This window comes from Anisomitus miae (SeqCode), assembly GCF_054906395.1.
On the sequence record NZ_JBRACL010000009.1, the window covers coordinates 85,575 to 109,979 of the forward strand.

Annotated in this window: 23 protein-coding genes and 1 riboswitch; of the genes, 5 read left to right on the forward strand and 18 right to left on the reverse strand. The window is 31.5% G+C overall.

Going from position 1 to position 24,405, the window contains the following annotated elements; translation table 11 throughout:
* Positions 1–9 precede the first annotated feature (9 nt).
* The 5 genes from AALI31_RS07030 to sdaAB form a co-directional block, all read right to left on the reverse strand.
* On the reverse strand, positions 10–1,020 hold the full coding sequence (locus AALI31_RS07030; RefSeq protein WP_489885822.1) for an epoxyqueuosine reductase: 1,011 nt from the start codon (positions 1,018–1,020) through the stop codon (positions 10–12).
* A gap of 29 nt (positions 1,021–1,049) precedes the next feature.
* Positions 1,050–2,294: a magnesium transporter MgtE N-terminal domain-containing protein gene (locus AALI31_RS07035; protein WP_489885823.1), complete on the reverse strand. Its 1,245-nt coding sequence runs from the start codon at positions 2,292–2,294 to the stop codon at positions 1,050–1,052.
* An 86-nt stretch (positions 2,295–2,380) separates the two neighbouring features.
* Positions 2,381–2,800, reverse strand: a complete 420-nt coding sequence (locus AALI31_RS07040) for a hypothetical protein (RefSeq protein WP_489885824.1) — start codon at positions 2,798–2,800, stop codon at positions 2,381–2,383.
* Positions 2,801–2,879: 79 nt separating this feature from the next.
* The gene (gene sdaAA, locus AALI31_RS07045; protein WP_489885825.1) at positions 2,880–3,743 is read right to left on the reverse strand and encodes an L-serine ammonia-lyase, iron-sulfur-dependent, subunit alpha; all 864 of its coding nucleotides are present in this window, start codon (positions 3,741–3,743) and stop codon (positions 2,880–2,882) included.
* A gap of 13 nt (positions 3,744–3,756) precedes the next feature.
* Complete coding sequence (gene sdaAB / locus AALI31_RS07050) at positions 3,757–4,425, reverse strand: L-serine ammonia-lyase, iron-sulfur-dependent subunit beta (RefSeq protein WP_489885826.1); 669 nt, start codon at positions 4,423–4,425, stop codon at positions 3,757–3,759.
* An 88-nt stretch (positions 4,426–4,513) separates the two neighbouring features.
* Between sdaAB and AALI31_RS07055 the strand changes: the two genes are divergently transcribed.
* From AALI31_RS07055 to fba, 3 genes are all read left to right on the forward strand, one after another.
* Entirely contained in the window at positions 4,514–5,158 is a 645-nt protein-coding gene (locus tag AALI31_RS07055; protein ID WP_489885827.1) for a DUF421 domain-containing protein, read from the forward strand.
* A 5-nt stretch (positions 5,159–5,163) separates the two neighbouring features.
* Complete coding sequence (locus AALI31_RS07060) at positions 5,164–5,553, forward strand: DUF4363 family protein (RefSeq protein WP_489885828.1); 390 nt, start codon at positions 5,164–5,166, stop codon at positions 5,551–5,553.
* 172 nt (positions 5,554–5,725) lie between these two features.
* A complete protein-coding gene (fba, locus tag AALI31_RS07065; RefSeq protein WP_489885829.1) occupies positions 5,726–6,670 on the forward strand; it encodes a class II fructose-1,6-bisphosphate aldolase in 945 nt (314 codons plus the stop codon).
* Positions 6,671–6,688: 18 nt separating this feature from the next.
* On the opposite strand, the gene thiT is transcribed toward fba, so the two are convergent.
* The 5 genes from thiT to AALI31_RS07090 all read right to left on the reverse strand — a co-directional run bounded on the left by thiT (position 6,689) and on the right by AALI31_RS07090 (position 11,852).
* Positions 6,689–7,291, reverse strand: coding sequence for an energy-coupled thiamine transporter ThiT (gene thiT, locus AALI31_RS07070; RefSeq protein WP_489885830.1), 603 nt, complete (start codon positions 7,289–7,291; stop codon positions 6,689–6,691).
* A 71-nt stretch (positions 7,292–7,362) separates the two neighbouring features.
* Positions 7,363–7,466: riboswitch (TPP riboswitch) on the reverse strand.
* A gap of 90 nt (positions 7,467–7,556) precedes the next feature.
* Positions 7,557–7,853 (reverse strand): flagellar hook-basal body complex protein FliE, encoded by a 297-nt coding sequence (gene fliE / locus AALI31_RS07075; RefSeq protein WP_489885831.1) that lies wholly within the window; start codon positions 7,851–7,853, stop codon positions 7,557–7,559.
* Between the two features lie 25 nt (positions 7,854–7,878).
* Positions 7,879–9,399, reverse strand: a complete 1,521-nt coding sequence (fliF, locus tag AALI31_RS07080; protein ID WP_489885832.1) for a flagellar basal-body MS-ring/collar protein FliF — start codon at positions 9,397–9,399, stop codon at positions 7,879–7,881.
* 106 nt (positions 9,400–9,505) lie between these two features.
* Positions 9,506–11,611 (reverse strand): ferrous iron transport protein B, encoded by a 2,106-nt coding sequence (feoB, locus tag AALI31_RS07085; protein WP_489885833.1) that lies wholly within the window; start codon positions 11,609–11,611, stop codon positions 9,506–9,508.
* Positions 11,612–11,621: 10 nt separating this feature from the next.
* Positions 11,622–11,852 carry a FeoA family protein gene (locus AALI31_RS07090; RefSeq protein ID WP_489885834.1) on the reverse strand — a complete coding sequence of 77 codons (231 nt, stop codon included), beginning with the start codon at positions 11,850–11,852 and terminating at the stop codon, positions 11,622–11,624.
* Between the two features lie 143 nt (positions 11,853–11,995).
* On the opposite strand from AALI31_RS07090, the gene AALI31_RS07095 reads away from it, so the two are divergent.
* Together AALI31_RS07095 and AALI31_RS07100 are read left to right on the forward strand one after the other, a co-directional pair.
* Positions 11,996–12,460 carry a metal-dependent transcriptional regulator gene (locus AALI31_RS07095; protein WP_489885835.1) on the forward strand — a complete coding sequence of 155 codons (465 nt, stop codon included), beginning with the start codon at positions 11,996–11,998 and terminating at the stop codon, positions 12,458–12,460.
* Between the two features lie 78 nt (positions 12,461–12,538).
* Positions 12,539–13,969, forward strand: a complete 1,431-nt coding sequence (locus tag AALI31_RS07100; protein WP_489885836.1) for a hypothetical protein — start codon at positions 12,539–12,541, stop codon at positions 13,967–13,969.
* A gap of 63 nt (positions 13,970–14,032) precedes the next feature.
* Here the strand turns inward: AALI31_RS07100 and AALI31_RS07105 are convergent, their stop codons facing one another.
* The 8 genes from AALI31_RS07105 to cas4 form a co-directional block, all read right to left on the reverse strand.
* Positions 14,033–15,193 (reverse strand): hypothetical protein, encoded by a 1,161-nt coding sequence (locus AALI31_RS07105; RefSeq protein WP_489885837.1) that lies wholly within the window; start codon positions 15,191–15,193, stop codon positions 14,033–14,035.
* Positions 15,194–15,221: 28 nt separating this feature from the next.
* Entirely contained in the window at positions 15,222–17,378 is a 2,157-nt protein-coding gene (locus AALI31_RS07110) for a hypothetical protein (RefSeq protein WP_489885838.1), read from the reverse strand.
* 51 nt (positions 17,379–17,429) lie between these two features.
* Complete coding sequence (locus tag AALI31_RS07115; RefSeq protein ID WP_489885839.1) at positions 17,430–19,499, reverse strand: hypothetical protein; 2,070 nt, start codon at positions 19,497–19,499, stop codon at positions 17,430–17,432.
* Between the two features lie 375 nt (positions 19,500–19,874).
* Positions 19,875–20,336, reverse strand: coding sequence for a hypothetical protein (locus tag AALI31_RS07120; RefSeq protein ID WP_489885840.1), 462 nt, complete (start codon positions 20,334–20,336; stop codon positions 19,875–19,877).
* A gap of 136 nt (positions 20,337–20,472) precedes the next feature.
* Positions 20,473–21,948 (reverse strand): M28 family metallopeptidase, encoded by a 1,476-nt coding sequence (locus AALI31_RS07125; protein WP_489885841.1) that lies wholly within the window; start codon positions 21,946–21,948, stop codon positions 20,473–20,475.
* A 471-nt stretch (positions 21,949–22,419) separates the two neighbouring features.
* On the reverse strand, positions 22,420–22,710 hold the full coding sequence (cas2, locus tag AALI31_RS07130; protein ID WP_489885857.1) for a CRISPR-associated endonuclease Cas2: 291 nt from the start codon (positions 22,708–22,710) through the stop codon (positions 22,420–22,422).
* Between the two features lie 11 nt (positions 22,711–22,721).
* Complete coding sequence (gene cas1c / locus AALI31_RS07135) at positions 22,722–23,750, reverse strand: type I-C CRISPR-associated endonuclease Cas1c (RefSeq protein ID WP_489885842.1); 1,029 nt, start codon at positions 23,748–23,750, stop codon at positions 22,722–22,724.
* Between the two features lies 1 nt (position 23,751).
* A complete protein-coding gene (gene cas4 / locus AALI31_RS07140) occupies positions 23,752–24,405 on the reverse strand; it encodes a CRISPR-associated protein Cas4 (protein WP_489885843.1) in 654 nt (217 codons plus the stop codon).

Genomic DNA, 24,405 nt, shown 5'->3' on the forward strand with positions numbered 1-24,405 from the left:
AATCCTCTCCTATTTACCAATACTCAATAACTTATTTTTATAGTGATTTAAGTACTCTATATCATTAAAATTTAATTTTTTTATAAAATCTATATTATTCTTATTTTTTATTATAACATTTCTCTTAAGCAAATTTTTTCCTCTCCAAGAACAAGATAACTTCTTAAAATTATCTTTAAAAAATTTATTATCCATATTAATAATAGTGTCATCATCTATATTTTCAATAAATTTTTCTACACCAAAAAAAGCATTATCAGAGTATCTTATATTTTTGTTTTTAGGGCAACTATCTTGACAAATATCGCACCCAAATATCATACCATTTAAAAAATTTATATCATGATCATTTAATTCCTTTTTTTGAGTTAAATTAGAAATACATTTATAAAATTTTTTTGGTGTCAAAACATCATTAGGACAGCATTTTAAACATATATTACATTCACCACAATTTTTAAAATTTACCAAATTTCTATATTTTTTCTCATAATACTCGTCAGATGAATCTAATTCTTCAAATAATACACAATCAGTTATAATTTCTCCTAAAAAAACATACGAACCATAGTCTTTGGTATAGAGTAAACTATTCCTACCTATGTAGCCAATTTTACACAAATACGCTATGTATCTTTCAGGTAAATCATTTGTATCACAAAAATATTTACAGCGATATCCTTCTCCTTCAATAAATTCACATATTTTTTTTAAATATTTCCCAATAATATAATGATAATCAATTCCTTGGGTATATTTTGAAAAATATTTATTATAGTTGGCATTTTCACATAAATAAGGAATAGCTACTGATATAATGGTTTTACCGTTCTCAAAACTTAGAAATGGATTTATTCTTTTTTCTACATCACTATTCTCAAATTCTGTTAAATGATTAAGTCTTGCCTTATTAACCATATACTCTCTTAGTTCTTCAAAAACCCTACATTTGGTAAATCCATATACAAATATATTTAATGATTCTATAAATTTAATTAATTCACTTTTAAAACTATTCATCTATCAAAACGTTTAATGAAACTCCTCTATCATATTTTTAACAAATCTCTTGTTAGTATATCATGTATAAATAGTGAACCACATATTTTCATGCTCTTACTTACAACAGGAACACTAACAAGATCATACTTTATAAACATTTCCATAGCCTTAGTTAAGTCATCATCATCGTAAATGAAAATAAATTTTTTGTCCATAATTTTAAAAACATCTTTATCTCTATCCTCAAACATGAGAGATTTAAAATTGATTATACCCTTTAAAATATTTTCTTCATCTACCACATAAACATTATACAAACACTCATCTTTTGAATTAACATCTCGTATTATATCAAACATTTCTCCAAGTTTAACATTAAGGTTAAAACTTATAAATTCAGTATTCATAATACTACCTACCATATTATCATCGTAAGAAAGTATAGTTTTTATAGTATCTATATCACTTTCTTCAAGGTTTATTAATATCCTTTCCTTTGATTTATCATCCATCTCTTCTAAAATATCTGCAAGTTCATAGTTAGAAATATAATCTAAGATACTTATTATCTTGGAATCACTTAGGTTCTTTATTAGATCTATTCTCATATCATTATCTTCTATTTCTTCTAATATCTCACTAGCTAAATCATCGTTAAAACTTTCAAAAAGGATTTTCCTATCATCGTAATTTAGTTCTTCTAATATACCTGCAATATCTGCAGGATGCATTGTAGATATTTTTTGATGTGGAACAGATATAGATAAATTGTTATCTATAAATTCAATTGATTCCATATCTTCCCATTTTATAATTGTATCCACTGTCTTTTTGAAGACACAATTTATAAATTTTCTAAAAAGTGATGGTACATACCTTATATTCATATTTCTTAAAAAAGAAGTAATCCCACTTTCTATAGCAACAATTCTAACCTCATCTCCAATATTCGCTATATGAAAATCCATAACTTTAACTACTTTTTTACCATTTATGTCTACTATCTGTTTATTTAGAAGTTGTTTTAATATGTACTTGTACCTTTGAGGAATTATATTTTGAGCTCCACATACATTTATCAAAATCTTCCCCTGATTTTCATAAAAGTTTATCTCCCTAAACTCATAATAAAAATCCTCTCTATCCCTTGCTACCTTATAACCAATAAATACAGGATAACCATTTTCAATTGATACATATACATCTTTCAATTTTCCAATAACATCTCCAAATTCATCATAAATCTTTCTATTTAAAATATTAGTAAAGTAAACTGAATTAAGCTTTATCAATTAAATCACCTAACCTTTAGAAATAAATTTTCTATAGGATGTAAAAAAACAAAAAATAGACCATAACTTTGTTAAAAACATATAGTCTATTTTTTGCAATTATCATGAGATTTAGTCTTACTTAAATTTTTAAATCCAGAAGGATACAAAGTTAAGAATTGTCCTTTAAACTCATCATTTACTCCTGATAAAATCTCTTGTTCAATCTCAAGTCTTACAAAATCTACTGTAACAATCTCAAGTAAAACATTACTTTTAATATCTACATATCTTAAATAACATTTTTGTGCCTCGTGTATAGAATCAAGTAACGTGTCTATTATACATCCCAATTCCTCTACTTGCTTTATAACCTTGCGTTTCCTTTTCTTGGAAATTAAAACATTTAGGTTAATATCATTTAATGTTGATACCAAGTTCCTATAATTTATTATATATATATCGAGCATTTTCAATAAATTCATCAAATCTTGATAATAAACATCTATAGAACTCTTATACGACATACATTAAATTCTACCTTAACATAATAAATTTTTATAATTTATTTATACTCTTAAACAAAAGGCATTAGTCTAAATTTTATTACATTTTACTTAAGATATCTGCAGATTCAGTATTTGCAAGACCTCCTAAGGCAGTCTCCCTAAATTCCTTAGGTAATGACTTACCTACTTCATCTAAAGCTTTCACACAATCATCAAACGCAATTTTACTTTTTACTCCAGCCAAAACTAAATCACTAACACTAAGTGCATTAGCAACACCACTTGCATTTCTCTTCGCACAAGGAACTTCCACAAGTCCTCCAACAGGATCACATATCAATCCTAACACATTCTTTATGCATATTGCCGCTGCATCGAAGGACTGCTCTGGAGTTCCACCCATCATATACACGACAGAAGCTGCTGCCATAGCTGAAGCAGTTCCACATTCAGCTTGACAACCACCTTCAGCACCTGAAATAGTCGCATTTTCTATGAATAATATTCCCACAATAGACGCAGTCAATAAAGCCTTTCTTATTTTTTCCTTCCCAAATTTAAATTTCTCTGCTACACTTAGGATCGTAGCAGGTATTATCCCACAAGCACCCGCTGTAGGCATAGCAACAATCTTACCCATAGCGGCATTAACCTCAGAACAAGATATTGCTCTAGCCATTGCCCTTACGAAAAAATAATCTGTTACTAATCTCTCAGATTTTAAATAATCCTCAATTTTCTTAGAGTCTCCTCCTGTAATTCCACTTAAAGATATAATCTCTTTCTCTCTCGCAAGTTTGCTCGAAGAATCCATAACATCTATAACATAATCTAAATTTTTGTATATATCCTCTTCTGTCTTATGTCCGAGAGATACTTCATACATTAAAGCGATTTCCCATAATTCTTTATTTAATTCTTTGCACTTGATTAAAATATCTTCCCCTGTCAAATTAAACAATTTTAATCTCCTCTCATTTTATAGCATCAATAAAAACACAATTTTCTATATCATCTACATTTTTTATATCGTTTATCATCTCTTCATTTACAAAATCATCAAGTTCAAAAACCATAGAAGCTTTATCCCCTTTCCTATCTCTAAAAACTTTCAAATATGCAATATTAACATTATTATCAAAGAGTATTCCTGAAATTTTATGTACTATTCCTGGTTTATCTATGTGGTTTATGAGAAGAGTCTTATAGTTTCCTGTAAAATAAACATCCCTACCGTTTATGCTCAAAATCTCTATATTACCTCCTCCAATAGAAGACCCTATTATAGAAAAATTCTTTTTAGTCACGGTTGTTATATCTAATTTTACAGTATTGGGATGATAATTACTTCCTAGATCTTTTTCAATAAATGAAATTTTTATTCCCAAATTTTTAGCTAAATCCATTGAATTAACAATTCTATCATCATCAGTATCCATACCTAAAACTCCTGCAGTTAAAGCCCTATCGGTACCATGTCCCTTATAAGTTTTACCAAACGAACCGTGTAAATAAAACTTTACATCGCTTATTTCTTCATCAACTATATATTTACTAATTTTACCTATCCTACAAGCACCTGCCGTATGCGAGCTAGATGGACCTATCATAACAGGTCCTAAAACATCATATAAACTTCTCATATTTTTCCCCTAACTAAATTTACATAATAATTCTATTTAAGACAATACTAATCTATATTACTTAATCAAAGGAGGGTAAATATTTCAAATGATCATCGTCTTAATAAGAACTTTAATTTTATTCATAGTAATATTCTTCACAATGAAAATAATGGGTAAAAGGTATATAGCCCAGTTAGAGCCTTACGAATTCGCCGTATCTATAATGATTGCAGAACTTGCAACTCTCCCTTTAGAAGATACGTCAATGCCACTTATATATGGTGTGATTTGTATTTTTACGATTTTATTCATTGAGCTTATTTTATCACAACTTAAACTCAAAAATATTTCGCTAAGAAAATTTTTTGGAGGAATGTCAACCATATTAATACAAAATGGGAAATTTATTAAAGAGAATTTAAGTCAAGAAAAACTCACTATAAACGATGTCTTGGAACAAATAAGAGTTTGTGGTAACTATGATTTATCACAAATTGCATTTGCAATTCTCGAAAGTAATGGACAGGTCACTGTAATACCAAAACCAAATGTTGGCAAAATTTTTTTGCCCACTTCGATAATAATAGACGGCGAAATAGATAAAGCCGGACTTAAGTACATAAATAAAAATCTAGACTGGCTCAATAAACAACTAAAGGAAAATAAAATTAATCACATAGAAGATGTTCTTTATGCTTATACAGATACAAATGGAATTTTCCAATATCAGCTAAGTAAAGAAAGAGGGTAGATTTCATGAAGACAAATATTAAAAATCTCATCGTATATATACCTTGCCTCATTTTACTAATATCCATATTAGTACTATTTTTTAATCTTAAGATATCTACATCAAAAATGATAAAAGATTTAGATATAATATCTCAATACGTGAAAAGTGAAAGTTGGGAAATATCTAAGAATTTATTTGATAATTTTTACAATCAATATCGAAGTAAAATCGAAAATTTCTCTATAATACTTAGAAATGATGAAGTCGACAAGGCACTCATATCAATTTCAGATATTTTTTTGAATATTGAACTCGAGGATAGAGCAACATGTTTAAACAAAATTGAAAATTTAAAATTCTATATCTCTAACTTATACATATCTCAAATCCCAAATTTAAAAAACATATTGTAAACCATTATAAAATTTTAATAAATATTCTATTATTTTGTTATAATAAAACTAGTTGAGACTTTTGTCTGATAATATAGTTCTTGTACTTTTTAAGTTTTACTATTTATAATAAAGGTATAGGTAGTCAAATATATAAAGTTATAGTAATTCAAAATAGTTAAGGAGTGTTTTTATGCCATTAATTACAACGAAAGAGATGTTTAAAAAGGCTTATGCCGGTGGATATGCAATAGGTGCATTCAATATAAATAACCTTGAATCAATAAAAGGTATTGTTGAAGCCTGCAAAGAAAGAAACTCTGCAGTCATACTCCAATGTTCAACTGGAGCTATCAAATATGCTGGTATAAATTATTTAATTTCTCTTGTTGAATCTGCTTCTAAGGAGAGTGGTTTGGATATAGCTCTTCACTTAGACCATGGACCAGACTTTGAAACTTGTAAAAAATGTATTGATGCAGGATTCACTTCAGTTATGATCGATGGATCCCATCACAGCTTTAATGAAAACATAAAATTAACGAAACAAGTTGTCGAATATGCACATACCCACGGGGTAACTGTAGAAGCTGAACTTGGAGTCCTTGCAGGAATTGAAGATGACGTAGTAGCTGCCGATCATATATATACAAAGCCTGACGAGGCAGTCGAATTTGTAAATCAAACCAATTGTGATTCTTTAGCTATAGCTATAGGTACCTCCCACGGAGCGTTTAAATTTCCTCCAAATTTTAAGCCAGAATTAAAATTTGAAATTCTTGAAGAAATACAAGATAAACTTCCAAATTTCCCAATAGTTTTGCACGGTGCCTCTGCAGTAGATCCAGAAAGCGTAAGAACTTGCAACGAGTATGGAGGTAAAATTAAAAATGCTGTAGGTATACCTGTAGAAATGCTAAGAAAAGCTTCCTCTATGGCTGTTTGTAAAATAAATATGGATACAGATTTAAGACTTGCAATGACTGCTAGCATAAGAAAGGTTTTTGCAAATAATCCATCTGAGTTTGACCCTAGAAAATATTTAGGTGCAGCAAAAGACGCAGTTAAAGAAATTGTTTTATCTAAAATAGATAATGTTTTAGGTAGTGAGAACTCAAATTCTTCTAAAAAAGTGTAGATAATCTTTATCTACACTTTAAATATTTTTTATATTAGAATTTCTTATAATCCTTTCCATAGGTAATAACGTCATAACTATAGTAGTCAATATTACTTCAAGTCCAACACTTGAAAAATTATAAATAATAGAGTACATCCAAATATTTGCACCATTAGTGGCAAACTCACTAAAGAACAATACACCAGATAAAATATTGCAAAATACACTTATAAATCCACTTAATCCACATCCCAAAATAATTCTGACCTTACTATTACCACCAAACATGCTTGCAAATCCAAGACTCATATTCGCAAGCATATAATCTAAAATAAATTGGAATGGATTTAAAAAAACAATACCGTCTAACATTTTTAAAAATCCTAATAATATTCCACTAGTAATACCAATACCCCTACCGTGAATAAATGAAATAAGCATTACAGGTAACATAGAAAATAAGGTTATAGATCCCCCTTGAGGCATTCTTATAAATTTTATAGTGTTCAAAACATAAGCTATCGCTCCAAATAATGCTATTGAAAAAATTAACCGAATACTAAATTTCACCTTCCTCATTTCAAAGATATACACCGTAAAAAAGAACAGCATTATACCTAAAAGCAAGAAATAAATCACATCGAATATCCTCCCTCTTTATGTAAAAAACAAAAATAGCCACGATCAACCCTGAACATGGCTAAAGCACACTAACCCAAAATACGCTTTCCTCCGCTGGTATTACCCAGTTCAGGTACAAGGGTTAGTGGAAAAACATCCACCTCTCAGCTGAAAAGCACCCCTAGCTATTCTATAATTCATCTAAAAGTATACTATTGATTAAAGTGAAAGTCAATAAAAACAAAGGTAAAGTCCTATCAAACAATACCTCTTTAAAATGTTATCATATCTGAGTTCTCGAAAGTTCCTGATATGCTTCGACTATCTTATTTCTTATTTCTATAGCAGCTTGCATTGTAAGCTTTGCTTCTTCCATAGCTATCATAACATTATGGATTTCATTTTCATTCCCTTTTATAAACGAAGTTAGACTATCGTTAGCAATCTTTTGATAATCGCTCACTCTAGATATCGAATTTTCAATCATTTTAGAGAATATATTTTCGCTAGATGAAGATGTTCTGACTTTATGTAAATTCCCAATTCCTACATTTTTAAATCCCTTAATAGCATTTATCATAACACAAATCCCTCCACAAATTTTATTATCTTGTATCACCCATCATCCAAGATTTTATAATATCAACAACCTGACTAGGCTTACTTACAGCATATCTTTTAATTTCATCTTCAAGCATCTTATTTTCAGGATTGGTATCCTCTATAGTATTTTTTCTAATGTTCTCTTCTACAGATTGCTGAATAATACCTTTAATATCTGAAATATCTGATTCCTCATATAGCGTATCCTTTGATTTCCTTCCTCTCCTAAATATAATAACCAAACTTAATCCAACTAAAACTATAGCTCCTCCCAAAACAATAGGAATTATATTTATCCTATTAGCCTCAGCTATTTCTTGTTTCAATCCATTAAATTCCATGCCAACTATAGAAATAGAATCTCCTCTCTCTGCATTAAAACCTATTACTCCACTTATTATACTTTGCAAATTATTTCTCATACCATCATCCACATCACCATCATAAACAAGAGATGCAGTAATACGTCTTATCTCACCTGGTGCATATACAATCGTTGATTCTTGCTTCGACACTTCGTAATTTACTGTACTCTCCTCTCTTCTGGAAGCGTCCCCCGTTAAATCAACTTCAACATTTGACATATTATTATCGATGGGACCTCCTCCCCCATCAACAAAAGCTCCATTTTCTTCCTTTATCGTATGTTCACTAATAGGAACTTTATTTTCATCTATAAGAATTTCCGTCTTCTGCTTTGAATCAAAATCTAATTCAGCGTTTACCCTAACTCTAAATTTATCAAACCCAAGAACTGGTTCTATTATAGACAAAAGTCTATTCTCAAGCTCGTGCTCAAATCTTTTTTCCAGATTCATATGTGCATCTAACGATCCAACAAAATTAATCTCAGTACTTCCATCATATATTCCCAGAGATAATAAATTCATTCTCGAATCTACAACCTCTACATTTTCAAATGGAAGATTGTTCCAAGCAGAAGATACTAGATGAATTATGGATTTAACCTGTTCTTTAGATAGAGATTCACCAGGATTTAGTTTTAAATATACCGATGCCCTAGCAGGATCACTTTCAGTCATAAAAACACTACTTTTAGAAGGTGTTATATGCACCCTCGAATCTTTAACTTGAGAGAAACTCTTTATAGTCCTTTCAAGTTCACCTTGAACAATTCTCTGCTTCTGAATTAAAAATTCCTCATCTGTAAAGCCAAATCCGCTACTGGTATCTAAAAGTTCAAAGCCTTTACTTCCACCTTTTAACTCTGGAGAAAAGGTCAATCTAAGTTCGTCTACTCTATTTCTAGGAACATAAATAGATTTACCCCTAACTTTAACATCTAATCCCATACTAACTAATTGTTCATGTATGTACTTACTGTCAGATGGATCCAAATCCGAATACAACAATCCATATCTCGTAACGCTAGAGTATACAAAGAAAAAAGAAAGTACAGAAACCAAAGCTATGATTGAGATAATTATTATCTTCCTTGATTTAGGCGAAAGCTTTTGGATAAATTCTTTAATCTTTTTAACCAATTCACTTAACTTCTCCATCCGTATACTCCTTTCGGATTTATTATTACCAAACAATTTAAAATAACTCGTAAAATATTTTTAGAAATTTTTACAAAAATAAAAGTATGGATATCATTTCCATACTTTAAATCAGATTTTTCAAAATCAAGTTTGTAAAAAAACACACAACGAAAGCTATACATGTAGGAAGTAAAAAAGATATACCCATCCATTTAAAACTTCCTGTTTCCTTTTTTATGGTCCACAAAGCTGTTGAACAAGGAAAGTGTAAAAGTGAAAAAAGAATCGTATTTATTGCAGTAATTATTGTCCATCCATTATCTCTTAAAACTACTCCTAACGAATTAATAGTATCAAAATCTACAAGAGTTCCTGCAGATAAATAATTCATTAGAAATATTGGCATAACTATCTCATTAGCTGGAATACCTAAAATAAATGCAGATAAAATTGATCCATCAATCCCTATAACCTTTGCAATAGGATCCAAGATCTTAATTAAATATCCAATTATACTAATATCATTTATAAAAGTATTTGCCAATATCCATATTACAACACCAAAAGGAGCTGCAAACATCATTGCTCTTCCTAAAACAAATACCGTTCTATCGATTAAAGACGTATATAAAATCGTCCTTAGTTTTGGTTTCCTATACGGAGGTAATTCTAACGTAAAGGAAGATGGTTCACCCTTTAATAACGTTTTTGATAAAATGCTAGAAACCAACAATGTGGTAGAAATACCTATCACTATCACTATCGTGACTACTAAAGCAGTAATTAAACCATTAAAAATTCCTCTAGTTGTAATTGAAAAAAATATAGATGATAAAACTATTATGGTAGGAAATCTTCCATTGCATGGAACGAAATTATTAGTAACTATAGCTATTAACCTCTCACGTTTGGATTCTATTATTCTGGTTCCAATAATTCCAGCACAATTGCATCCAAGCCCCATGCACATAGTTAAACACTGTTTACCGTGACATCCAGATTTTTTAAATAGATGATCCATATTAAAAGCAACTCTAGGTAGATAACCTAAATCTTCTAAAAATGTGAACATTGGGAAAAATATAGCCATAGGAGGAAGCATAACCGAAACAACCCATCCTGTAATTCTGAAAAGTCCATATACAATCATATCATGTAAAAATATTGGAAATTTTAAATAATTTAATATTTCTGATAGCTTTATTTCTAAAAAACTAAAAATATTAAATAATACTGTAGATGGTATGTTAGATAAACTAATGGTTATAAATAGAATTACTGCAAGCATAATAAGCATTATAGGTATTCCATACTTTTTAGAAGTTATTATATCATCTACTTTCTTATCTCTTAGATGCTTGTCTCCTTTTTGATTTACGCAATCATTTTTAATATTTTTACAATTTTCATATATTCTCCTAATCACATGTTCCCTAATTTTATCATGATTACCACTAAATCTTGTTTGCAAATTAGCTAGCTTTTCATATTCAATACGAGTGATATATTTTATCGTAAAATCAAAAAACTTATTGTTACTATCTAGTATTCTAAGTGCAATCCATCTCTTATTTTCGAAGTTATTAAGAAAATCAATATGTTCCTCTATAAGTAAAACTTTCTTTTCTATTTCCTCTCCATAATTCGTATCTTCCACATTAAACTCATACATTCCATCTATTACTTCAGAAATTTTAGTTTTTAATTCATCAATTCCAAAATTTTCTTTAACAGATGTTATAACAATAGGTACACCTAAAATTTTCTCCATTTTTCTAGTATCTACAAATATGTTTTTATCCCTAGCCTCATCATAAAGATTTAGGCATAATATTACATTTTTATTCATTTCAATTACTTGAAAAAATATATTTAGATTCCTTTCAATACAAGTCATATCACATACTACAACTATTACATCGTATCTACCAAAACATATAAATTCCCTTGAGACCTCTTCTTCTTGGGAATATGAAAAAATAGAATATATACCTGGCAAATCAATTATTCCGTATCCTGTATTATTATGTTTATATTCACCGTACGCATTTACCACAGTCTTTCCAGACCAATTCCCCGTATGCTGATGAAGTCCTGTTAAGCTATTAAAAATACTACTTTTACCTGTATTAGGATTTCCAACTAAGCAAACTACTTTTTTATCCACACCATATACGTTAAAAATATCTTTCATAAATTCTTTCTTAGAAACAATATTTGTAAGACCCATAAAAAACTATCTAAACCCTCTTCCCATAAATAAATTTCGATTCTTCTCTCCTAAGAGCAATCATAGCTCCCCTTACATCAAATACAGTTAAATTCTTCTTAGGACCAAATCTTATAACTTTAATAATTGCTCCTCTTGTAAAACCCATTGATAATATTCTCTCTTTTTGATAACCAAAAAGCTCAATCGACAATATCTCTATAAAATCACCTACTTCAAAGTCACATATACTAATTCTCATACTTAACATTCCCTTTTTAAAAATTTTAACCAAAGCTAACTTTAAAATTATATGTAATGCTTATAAAAATAGTTCTAAAAGCTTTTAATTTAAAAGTATGAATAACTATTTATTAAAATCAAATGTAAAAAGAGGTATACTAGATGATTGAAGAAAAATTTTTCACTTTTAGTAATTTAACAAAAGACATTGGTAGTCTCTTAACCCCATGTGAAGAAGATTATGTTGAAATGATGTATAGAATGTACTTGCAATCACTGCCAATTAAAGTAAATAATTTAGCAAACAGCTTAAACGTTAAACCTCCTTCCGTAACAAAGATGATAAGAAAACTATCACTAAAAAATATAATTTATTTTGAAAAATATAAATACATTACATTGTCTAATAAGGGGCTAGAGGTTGGAAAATTTCTAATTGATCGTCACAATACCATAAAAAAATTTTTAGAAATATTAAGAGTGGATGTGGATATTAATAAAGAAACAGAAAAAATAGAACACACATTAAGTAACGAAACTTTAAGTAAAATAAATAGCTTAATTATTTTTTTTGAAAACCATAAAAATACACTAAAATTTTTTCATGATTTCTCTGATAACTATTAAAACTACCTCTATTATGTCGATAATTTAATTATAACTTTTGATTTTTTTTAAATTTATATATATTTATGGAGGTGACAAATGAAAAAAAATTTAAAATTACTTTCAGGTATTTTAATGGCTTCCTTTATAACAGCTCCTATTGTAGATTCTAATGAAATAGTTAAAGCAAGAGTTTCTAGACAAGTGGTTGTGAATGCATCCTCAGGTGAAGAAACATCTTCCTCACCTAAATTATCATCTACAAAAAACTCTAATAGTTCCTCAACTGAAAAACAAAACTCAGATAAAAATTCACAATCTTCCAAAGAAGATCAAAATCCAGAGAATGAAAATACAACTACTAGTACATCAAAAAATGACTCTACAGGTAAGGAAAATATAGAAGTTGAAGAAGGTTCTGGAACTACTAGTATTTTCGATATGTTAAATTCAGATAAAAATATAACCGTGAAAGAATTAACAGATTTGTCTACTCCTTTATCTCACTCATCAGAGTTTAAAGAAGAATTTAACACTACATTCCCAAAATTAGATCCCTTACGTCAACTTTCCTCAACAAACAATGATCTTAATTTATATTTAGATGTAAATTCAAATGAAACCAAAACCATAACTCAATATTTAAAGGATTCTGAAAGTGTTCCTTCTGTTTATGCCGATCAAAATAAATGCGATATTTTGATTAGTGAGATATCTAGATTGCTAACACAAATAAATGAAGAGATAAGTGAAGAACTTCCCTCTACTATATTTTCATTAATGCCAACAGTGACTGTGTTTAATGATACTTTTAGAATATTATCTCTTGAATATGATTCTGTACTCCAAAATAACTTCGAAAAACAAATAGTCCTTAAAATGTTATTGAAAAATGTCGAAGAAAATCTCGTATCTCTTCTAAGTTCAATCAATGAGTTTAAAATTCAATTACCTGATTTAATTGATGAGCTAGATAAGCTAGCTGAATTAGTAAACTCCTCAAAAAATAATTCTACTAACAATAGCTCAACTTCTTCCAATGATAAACTTACAGATGATGATCAGGATCAAGAAGACTTAGATGATGAGGAAATAATTGTAGATGATGAAAATGTAGATAAAGATGAAGATACAGAAGAAGTAATTGTTGATAACAATGAAGATACCGAGGAGAAACCTGAAGAGAACACTTCAGAATCTCAAGATCAGATAGATCCAAATTCAATGCTATACTTTGGAGATCAGGGACAGGAAATCATTTATGATGAATCAACCCAAAAGTTTTATCAATTAGATCCTGATAATCCAGACTCTGAAGATTTGGTAGAATATTTAGGTGAAGTTACTGAAATGACTCTTGCAGAATATTTAGATACAGATGTATTCTTCGATAAAGATGGTAATAAACTCTTGTACGATGCAGATACAAATAGTTACTTCTCATATGATGAAGAAAGTGATGAATTCGTATTATACGAAGGCGAAGTTGTTAAACTTAAGATTAGGGATTTACTTGAATCCGAAGAATAAAAAAAAGATTAGGTGCTTACCTAATCTTTTTAATTTATAAATTTCCATTATTAAGGCTACATTTTATGATAATTTATCCTCTGAGTCTTGTGCAATCTCATCATATATTTGGTTCATAAGACTTATTGCACCTTTATAATACTCATCGTTTATATCTCCGTTCTCATACATAGCACTTAAGATTTCCTCATTTATAGCTCCACTTCTTATTCCAAAATCCAAAATTATAAGATCCTCAACGCTTAACAATCCCTCCTTTACAAGCATATGCTCTTGTGCATCTTCCTCTGACATAAGCATTGACTCATCAATCTCAACATACTCCTCTTCTTCACTTGAGGAATCGTATCCATCAATAAGCCCTAGTCCACCAGCAAATACTTCTTCTTTAACAATATCACTTATGCTATTTCCACTAAATCCATCATCGATATCTAAGTCTTTGATATTAAACCTAACTATATTTGAACCAATAGTGTTTGATCCAGAGGTAACACCTCCACTGATAGTTCCCATGTCATTAACATCACTATCAGAAATCTCTGAAACGTCTTCTTGAATATTGTCATTCACAACATCATCAACAATACTATTATCATTTTTATCCGCACTATCTACATTTTGTCCATCTTCAATAGTAGTTTGATTGTTTTCAGCTGAGTTAACATTATCTTTATCTGAAGTATTCTTTTCAGATGAACTTGAAGCACCAAACCCTCCTACGCTTATACCCTTAGGAATAGACACTCTATTTATACCTGTCGTATACATAGAGACCCTACTTGAGTTATTAGACATAAGTTCATCATTATTCGCAATTGATATATCTATCTCTTTAACTGTGCTGGAAGTCTCAGTATCTTGCTGTAACTGCTGGTCAATCCTTACGTTATTTCCTGAGCTCTCCAAAGCTACTCTTATTCTCTCTTGCTCCTCAGCTTCTCTTCTAAGCCTTGCCTCTTCTTCAGCTTGAAGTTTTGCTTGTCTAGCTTGTTCAGCTTGAGACACCCCATCTTGAACAGCAGTAGCAACACCGGTAGTTACACTAACAATACCAGTTATAATTCCTATTATCGCTCCAATAAGTGCCTTAGACTCCTTTGGTTGCTGACCTCCTATGGCACATGCTCCTGTTATACTGGCTACAGTTGCCAGTACAGCAGCCTTCTTTAAGACCTTCTCTCTCACGGTCTTATTGTTTGAATTTGCAATTTCATTTCCCATTTAATTATCCTCCCTGATAACATTTTTCCTATATCTTCCCACTAGTATTAAATATATTTAAAATCTCCAAAACCACATTGAGCTGTTCTGAATTTAGTTGACCATCCTCATTCATTTGTTTGGCAACTTTCTCATTAATCTTAGATGCCAAAATTAAATTTATAATTGAGTCATATTCCTTAGCTGTAAACACTCCCCTTTCAACACTTGAATGAGAAGATGCCTTCATTTGTGATTTCTCATAAGATGATATATCGTAAGCTATAGATCCATAGTTATCACTTTGATTTATGGCTTTGCTACCACCAAAGCTAGTATCCACATACATACCTGCATAACCTGGTCCTCCAGCAATCCCTTTAGTCGTATTAATTTTACCTGATGTGTGGAAGTTACCATCTGGGTCATAATAACCACTTCCATCTTCTAATATTAGATTTCCATCCTTATCGATAGTTCCAACACCTTCAATTTTTATATTTCCATCCTTATCAATTGTTCCACTTCCATCTCCAGTATGGTGGTTACCGTTTTGGTCAACCCAACTTCCATCAGGGTAAGTTACAATTCCCGTTGAAACATTTAATTTACTTCCATCTGGTAAAAGTATAACTCCCTCTTCAGGTAAATAAACTCCTCCAAGTTGTGCAGCTAGCTTTTCATATTCTTGAGTTTGCTGAGCTTTAGCCAACTCCTTCTGAGCCTCTACAGCTTCTTTTTGAAGTTCTCTTTGCATATCCATAGAATTTTGACTTTGAATTATTCCAACTACTGAAGTCGCTAAAAACGCTGCGGTACTACCAAGACCAACTATTGCCATAATCTTTTCCATTTTTCCCATCTTACCCGAACTTCCACTTCCTGTAGATCCTCCTTGTTGAGCGTTTGAACCGTCTGATGATGTTGAACTTGTACTTTTTGCACTTAACCTAGTCGTATTTGTCTTACCATCATTTTTTGCTAAAGACGCTGAGGAATTGCTTTTCTTAGATCCCCCGGAACCTGTGGATGTTGAACCACCTGTTTGTGAACCTATGCTTGTCGTAGGCTTAGATGAGCTTCCTGTCGATGTACTTGTTCCCGAACTTGTTGTTGGTTTAAGAGAACTACCTGAAGCACCTGCTTGTGAACCTGTGCTTGTAGTAGGTTTCGATGAGCTTCCTGTTGATGTGCTTGTACCTGAACTTGTTGTTGGTTTAAGAGAACTACCTGAAGCACCTGCTTGTGAACCTGTGCTTGTAGTAGGTTTCGATGAGCTTCCTGTTGATGTACCTGTTCCCGAACTTGTTGTTGGTTTAAGAGGACTACCTGAAGCACCTGATTGTGAACTTGTGCTTATCGTAGGCTTGGACGAGCTCCCTGTCGATGTACCTGTTCCCGAACTTGTTGTTGGTTTAAGAGGACTACCTGAAGCACCTGATTGTGAACTTGTGCTTGTCGTAGGCTTGGATGAGCTTCCTGTCGATGTACCTGTTCCCAAACTTGTTGTTGGTTTAGTTGGTGCAGTAGTTGTCGTTGGTTTCAACGAAGTTCCTGTTGATGCTGTTCCAGTAGAAGTCAAACCTGTTTTATTTGATGTAATTGGAGTTGTACTAGGTTTTGTGCCAGTACTTTGAGTTGTATTGGTCAAAGCTCCAGTAGCACTTGTTGTAGGCTTAGTTGGTGCGGTCACTGGTGTAGTCGTACTTGTAGTTGGCTTTGTAGTTGTTGTTGTATTCGGTTTCGTCACAGTCGTACTCGTAGTTGGCTTTGTAGTCGAACCACTACTTAAACCATTGTAATAATTAATAAGACCTTTAACACCACCAGTTGTTGGAGTGGTCGTAGTAGATGTTGTTGTACTTGTTACTGGATTCTTTTTAGTGGTTGTAGAAGTAACACTACTACCTATAGACGAAGTAGTTTTATTTGTAGTAGTATAAATAGGTCTAGTAAATCCTGAACTTGATGTAAAAGAATTTACTTTTGTTAAAGTAGTAGTTGTATTAGTTTTAATTCCTGTTGTCACAGGTTTAGCTTGAACTTTTCTAATTTGAGGAATATTCTGAGACGCAATTCCTGTAACTCCAACTAGTGCTGTAGCCATTGCCACTTTGTTTAAAAAATTTTTTCTATCATGGTTACTATCTCTAGTCTTATTTTCGTCATTGTTCGTGTTTAATTTGTTTTCATCCTTAGATTTCATAGATCTTTACTCCTCCTTGAATAAATCTTCATCGCTAAAAATTATGACCAACTAAAAGCTTCCACTAGTTTGGAAATACTTGAGCATATCAAGTGCTGCATTTGCCTGATCCAAAGTAAACATATCTTCCTCGTACATATACTCTATAGTGAAAAAATTCATCCTTCCTGAAGCTATGTTCTCTTTTATGGATTGAAGTTCCCTATGAGTGAAAACCCCATCTGTAATATAACTTTCAAAATAATCTTGATTACTCAAACTCCTAGCCTTCGAAGTTGAAGCTTCATACAGTTTTTCCTCATTATCAGAATCAGAAATATCTTCATAATAAGCTGAATAAGTGCTCTTTCTTGATACATCTGTGTTCTTTTCTAAAACAATCTTATCTTGATTGTCATCATCTTCATAATCAGACTCTCCATCCTTCTCTATATAATTTCCATCCTTATCGTAATGCCCATCTTTATTCGTCGGATAGTAATTTCCATCTTTATCATAGTACCCTGAGCCATCTGACAAATGAAAATTTCCATCTTTATCTAAATACCCCGTTCCATCTGAGTAATAGAAATTCATGTCCTTATCGTAATAACCTGAACCATCTGCTAAATGAAAATTTCCCTCCTTGTCAATGTATCCTGAGCCATCTGATAAATGAAAATTCCCATTTTCATCATAAGTTCCCATTAAGCCATCATCACAAGAACCAGATTGACCTCCGTCACCTGAGTCAGTACCACTTCCATTTTCTTTATTTTGTTGTTGCTGCATCTCATAAAGTGCCTGTTGTGCTTTCATCATTTCCCTCTCATGCTCATGCTGTTTTTCCATTTGCTTTTCCTGAGCTAATATTGCCTCCTCCTGAAGTTTTTGTTGAAGCTTCATGCTCTCAGCTGTTTGCACAGCACCTACAACTCCAGAAACAGTAAATCCCACGCTCAGAAGATTCCCAGCAACTGCCGAACCAACTTGTATCTTATCTGTTGTCGAGGTCTTTGGCTTTTGACTTTGATCTAATTGAGGTTTACTAGAAGAGGAATCAGAACTACCGGAGTTAGAATTATTCTTTGAAGAACTTGATGAAGTAGAACTTGTATTTTTATCTGAAGCACTTGAGCTACTTGTAGTATTTTGATTTTTATTTGAAGAATTTGAGGTGGAAGAATTATTATTTGTGGTACTCTGAGATTTGTCCGAACTACTTGACGTTGAGCTATTAGACGGCTTTGTTGATGTAGTTGAATTCGTTGATGAATTGTTCGTACCACTTGAGGTCGAAGGCTTTGACGATGCACTCGTTGATGAATTTGAAGTCGAGCTAGATGGTTTCGTTGGTGCACTCGTTGATGAACTTGAAGTCGAGCTAGATGGTTTCGTCGGTGCACTCGTTGATGAACTTGAAGTCGAGCTAGATGGTTTCGTCGGTGCACTCGTTGATGAACTTGAAGTCGAGCTAGATGGTTTCGTTGGTGCACTCGTTGATGAACTTGAAGTCGAGCTAGATGGTTTCGTCGATGCACTCATTGATGAACTTGAAGTCGAGCTAGACGGTTTCGCCGGTGCACTCGTTGATGAACTTGAAGTCGAACTACTTGATGTAGAAGAGGATGATCCACCCTTTATGACATTTCCTGAAGAAGTATTAGAAGATGAAGTAGAAGGGTTTTTTACAACATTTCCCGAACTCGAAGTCGTAGTTGTTGTAACTTTATTGGAACTGGAAGATGTAGTAGTGCTACTTGATGAACTTGTGCCATTTGGTTTAGCACTACTAGTTGATCCTCCCAACGGTTTTGTTGAAGTTGAAGATCCAGTTGAAGGCTTACTTGTTGTGGTTGAGGATGAACTCGTAGATCCACCTAACGGCTTACTTGAACTGCTTGATGTTGATGAATTGGTTTTATTAGAACTAGAGGTGGCACTAGATGTTGGTTTTTTAGTAGTTGACTTAAATAATTTGCTTAGAGAAGAAAAACTAATTTTTGCTTCAGCTTGTTTTGCAGGAGTAGTCCCCATAGCCACACCTGTTATAGTAGCTATTGTGGTTGCAACACCTATGGATTTTAATATTTTTTCTCTAGATTTTTTTCCTGAATCATTATTTCCCGTATCCCTCCCCATGTATTTTCCTCCTTGAAAACTTTAACAGTATTAATCAATTAAAAAATAAACTCGCCTATGATTATACAGTTTTACTTATTTATCGTATTTTTGTAGAAATTTTTAATAAAAAAATAAAAACCCGACACTGCCGAGTTTTCACTTAAACATTCTAATTACTTCTTTCTAAAATCTCCTCAATCAATTTATGTTAAATACTAAATATAACCTACTCATAAACGAAATTTTTTCAAAACCCATCATTACAAAGCGAATTTTTATTTCAATCACATCTCAAATACAGAAAGATACATATTTTATCACATATTATCATTCATTTAAGTATACGATTTCATATATACTTATCCGTAAAACCCTAACTTATAAAATCCATCATTACTTTTTAACACTTATCCTATATTTAATTGGAGTTTCTTTATTTTCCTTTTTATCAGATTCACGTTTATAACTAAGCTCTTCTTCCTTTTGAAATACGCCGACAATTGCTGCAGATGCTATACCAAGAGTAAAAATGTTACCAATAACTAATGTCGTAAGCGTTACATTTTGTATGGTTGTAGGACTTAAGCTTGCACTAGATCCAGAATTTATAGAAAACACTCTCGATGAATTCAAATTATTATCATTAACTCTAATCCTTTGGCTATTTGAATTTGATCCATATGATTGCAATGAACCCGTTGAAGTAGAATTTCGAAATCTTGTACTAACTACTGCCCTTACAGGAAAGCTAGCTATAAATAAACTTGTTATAGTAGATACAATAGTTACAATTCCTGTATGTTTTAACACCTTATTCCATTTACCTCCCACATTTACTTTCGTCTTCCTCCTCATGTATTTTCCTCCTAAAAAATTTGAAACTATCAATTTATAAAAATACATCCGATGACAATTACACTACTCTATTTATTTATCGTACCCTTACAAAAATTTTAAATAAAAAAAGTGAAAACTTAGTATAACTAAATTTTCACTCAAGTCTCTTATTCATTTTAAAAAACACAATCCTTAAAATAATATATAAGATAACAAGCACTGCCAACATCGTAAATAAAACTTTAATGATTCCATCATTGCCATTTGAACTATCTTGCTGATCTCCTTGACTCATACCGGAATAATCAAATAAAAAATCTTTAACCCCTATAGAGAATTGACTCTTCTGTACATTTTGCCTTACTGAAATGTAATTATCTGTAAACTCTTTCCTATAAGTATAAACTCCCATTTCATCGTTTACAATTACAAACTCACCATCTGAATCAAAGTCAAATTCAAATTCACTTATATCTTTTACGAAGCTAATTTCACTTGGGGCCTCGACCTTAATCTTATAAACTCCATCACTTAAATTGTTAAATTCGATTGGCGACAATTCATCATCTAAGCTCACGGTCTTAATTTTCTTCCCATCTTCATATAAGGTATAATTTATGGAGGTTGCATCTCCTAAATTTTCATTAGTCAACAGAGTAATTATCCTTATACTTTTTTCATTTTTCATAATGCTATTGTAAATAAGTTCACTAGCTTTAGCTAGATTATTTCTTACGTTTTCTCCAAATGAATCCATAACGTAACTATAGTTGTCTTTGCTACTACCATCTATGATTCCGAGTTTTTCACCAGTTGGATCATCTGGTATAAGATAATCTTGATTGACACTATCCCAAGATGTAGCCTCTATGAATCCGTAGGGAACATTGCTATACTTAAAAGGAACATGATCTCCTATATCATATCCAACTCCTTGAGGAACATAATAATCTTCAATAGCTGGACTTGTGGATAAATCTATATTTAATTCTTTGGCCTTCCTTAAAAAATCTTCACGTAAAAATCCCTTATTCCCATAGTTGGAATAAATACAAAGTTCTTTTCCACTTCCAAGAGAAGATAAATTTAAATAATACATTATCTTATTTAACTCTCCTTGGGACCTTGTAGACACATAATGAGTTGAGCCAATACTACCATATTTACCTGCACCAAACAATACAAACTTTAAGGTATAAGGAAGAGTAATGTCCTTAAACTTATCTGCAAGCTCAATTAAAAGTCCAACTCCTGTTGCTGCTTCAAAACCCGTAGATCCTTGGTCACCTACCGAATCATACGGAGCCCCAATCACAATTTCCATATCGCTCTTTCCTTCTTTAGTAGCGATGATATTATGAGAAATATAGTCGCCTACCTCAAAATTCAATACCGTATCATCTGGAAAAATAATTTCCTCAAATACAGTATTATAACCCAAGTCTCTAAGTATTCTACCCAAATAATCAGCAGTATAAACCTCATTTTGAGTAAATGCTCCTCTGGATAATCTTGAAATCTGTTCTAAGTATTTAACGGAGCTGTCACCAAATTCTAAAGCACCTATAAACACACCACAACTAAACATGAATAAAAAGACAAGAACAAAAAATCTAAAAATACTTCTCAAGTATTCTCATCCCCCTATCTCAACTCTCAAAAAAATAATTTAACCAAATAGAATTTACAATCATTAACCCTTAGTTTAAAACATTCAGTAAATATTATACTTTATATTTTAAAATTTAGTAAATAATTTTTGTCAAAAATAAAGAGATCCTTAATAATTCACGTGACTCAAATTGAGAATGAGATAAATCCATGCGAATTTCAATCCAAGCATCTGCGTGAGGTGCGACGGTTGATGGCTTTGAGACGGAGATACGAGCTGGGGTTTCAATCCACGCACCTACTTGAGGTGCGACTGTAAAATTTAAAAACAGCTAAATATCACGCATGGGAATACTACTACTGCGAGACACCTCTATTATACAAACTTTAAGGCATAAATTTCAACTAAAATTTAGTGAAAATATATCTAGAATATATATTTTCGAAACTTCCAAGAAAACTATGTTAACTTATATTTCGCATTCGATATTTAAATTATAAGAATATCCTCCACATTGATTGAAAATTTAGCTCCAACCTCTGTTACCTTTTTTCTTCCAGAATTTCCTAAATTATAATATCTTACACTATCTTTATTTTTATCTATTACTTTATTTATATTTGCTTTGAGCATTTCAAATTGTAGGTTATCAACTACACATTCAAATACTGAATTCTGTACTCTAATACCATAATTTTCACAAATCTTTGAAATCCTACGGAGTCTATTACTTCCATCCTTAGAATTAACTTCAATATAATAAGTTACAACAATAAGCATATCTAACCCCATTATTTCATTAAATATGGTGGATATTCATCTAAATCCCCTCTTAAATACCTAGAAAGCAATAAGGCTTGTACATACGGTATAAGTCCAACTTCTATTTTTTCACACAAAAAAGGATGCGTAATCTTATCCCTTTTCCTTTTTTGCCATGCAGTTAGAATACTCTTACGAGCTTCTTCATTAATAAGCACACTTCCATTCTCCTTGATAACAAAATCATCTTTGTTTAACATTTTAGTGTTAATCAATTTCAGTGCAAATCTATCTCCCAAATAGGCTCTAAGCTCCTCCATCATATCAAGAGCAAGACTACTTCTTCCTGATCTGTCTCTATGTAGAAATCCAACTTGTGGATCAAGCCCAACACTTTCAAGGGCAGATTCAACATCGTGTGATAGAAGTACATAAACAAAAGAGAGTAAAGAATTGACTCTATCTAGAGGTGGTCTCTTATTTCTAGAATCAAATTTGAAATTTTCTTTATCAGCCAATATTAATTTATCAAAAACATCAAAATAATACTTAGTACCTACACCTTCAAGACCTCTTAATGTATCCAAGTTTTCACATACTAAAACGCTTTTTATCGTATCTGACAAATATTCGATGGAATTTTTAACACATTCATCAAACTTATCCATGTAATCTCTTTTAAAACGATTGAGTACGTTTCTATAATTAACAAGTTTTCCTAAAATAAAATTTCTACTAACTAAACAAGACAAATTTCCATCATCAGAAACTCTATATTGCCTTTTCCTAAGTAAGACATTACCCGAAACTTTTCCTTGAACTCTACATAAAAACTTTCCATAAGGAGTATGAAAGCTTATACCGATATTTTTTTCAGCACACATTGCCATAAGTTTAGTGCTCGCACCTTGATAACCAAAACACACAATTCCTTCTAAATTATGACTGGGAATCTTTACATCCTTTTCTCCATCTAAAACGACACAAACATCTTCCCCATCCTTGCGTAAGTAAGCATTTTCATTTGTGACGTACAACACATTCAATAATTTTCTCAACTTATTCTTCTTTCACATGTAACTCAATATACTCTTTAACACTCTTATGTATTTGATTTAATTTAGGCATACATAAATCATACAACGAACAACTTCTACAAGATTTTTTATAAACTGGTTTAGGGGTTATTCCACGTTCAAAATAATATCTCATTTCTTTGATGACATTTTTCACACTATTTATAATATCATTCGTAAAAATAACTTCATATCTCCTTCGGGATTTTCCATAGTAAACGTATCCCTTACTCACTTTTACACACAACATCTCCTCAAGACAAATAGCTTGTACACAAAGTTGAAAAATATCATTCTCTTCATGCTTCAAATCACCAACTTTATATTCAATTGGAATTAGGTCATAGGTTCCAATTTTGTTTGGTAATTTCGCTCCTAAATCATCATTTCTTCTACGAAATTCAACACAGTCACTTATTCCTCTTAAACACAACTCATGCGAAATCAATGGAAGTGAACGCGAAACAATAATATTACCCCTTTTTTCAAAAACATATGGATCATCAACCTTATGATGAAATTCATGTCCCTTGAATGTTCTAGCATTATCTTTCCAGATATTTTCTAAATGTATTAACCCCCACTGACGTTTACAAAATACAAAATGTTGAATTCCAGAAATCATTAAATAGTCCAT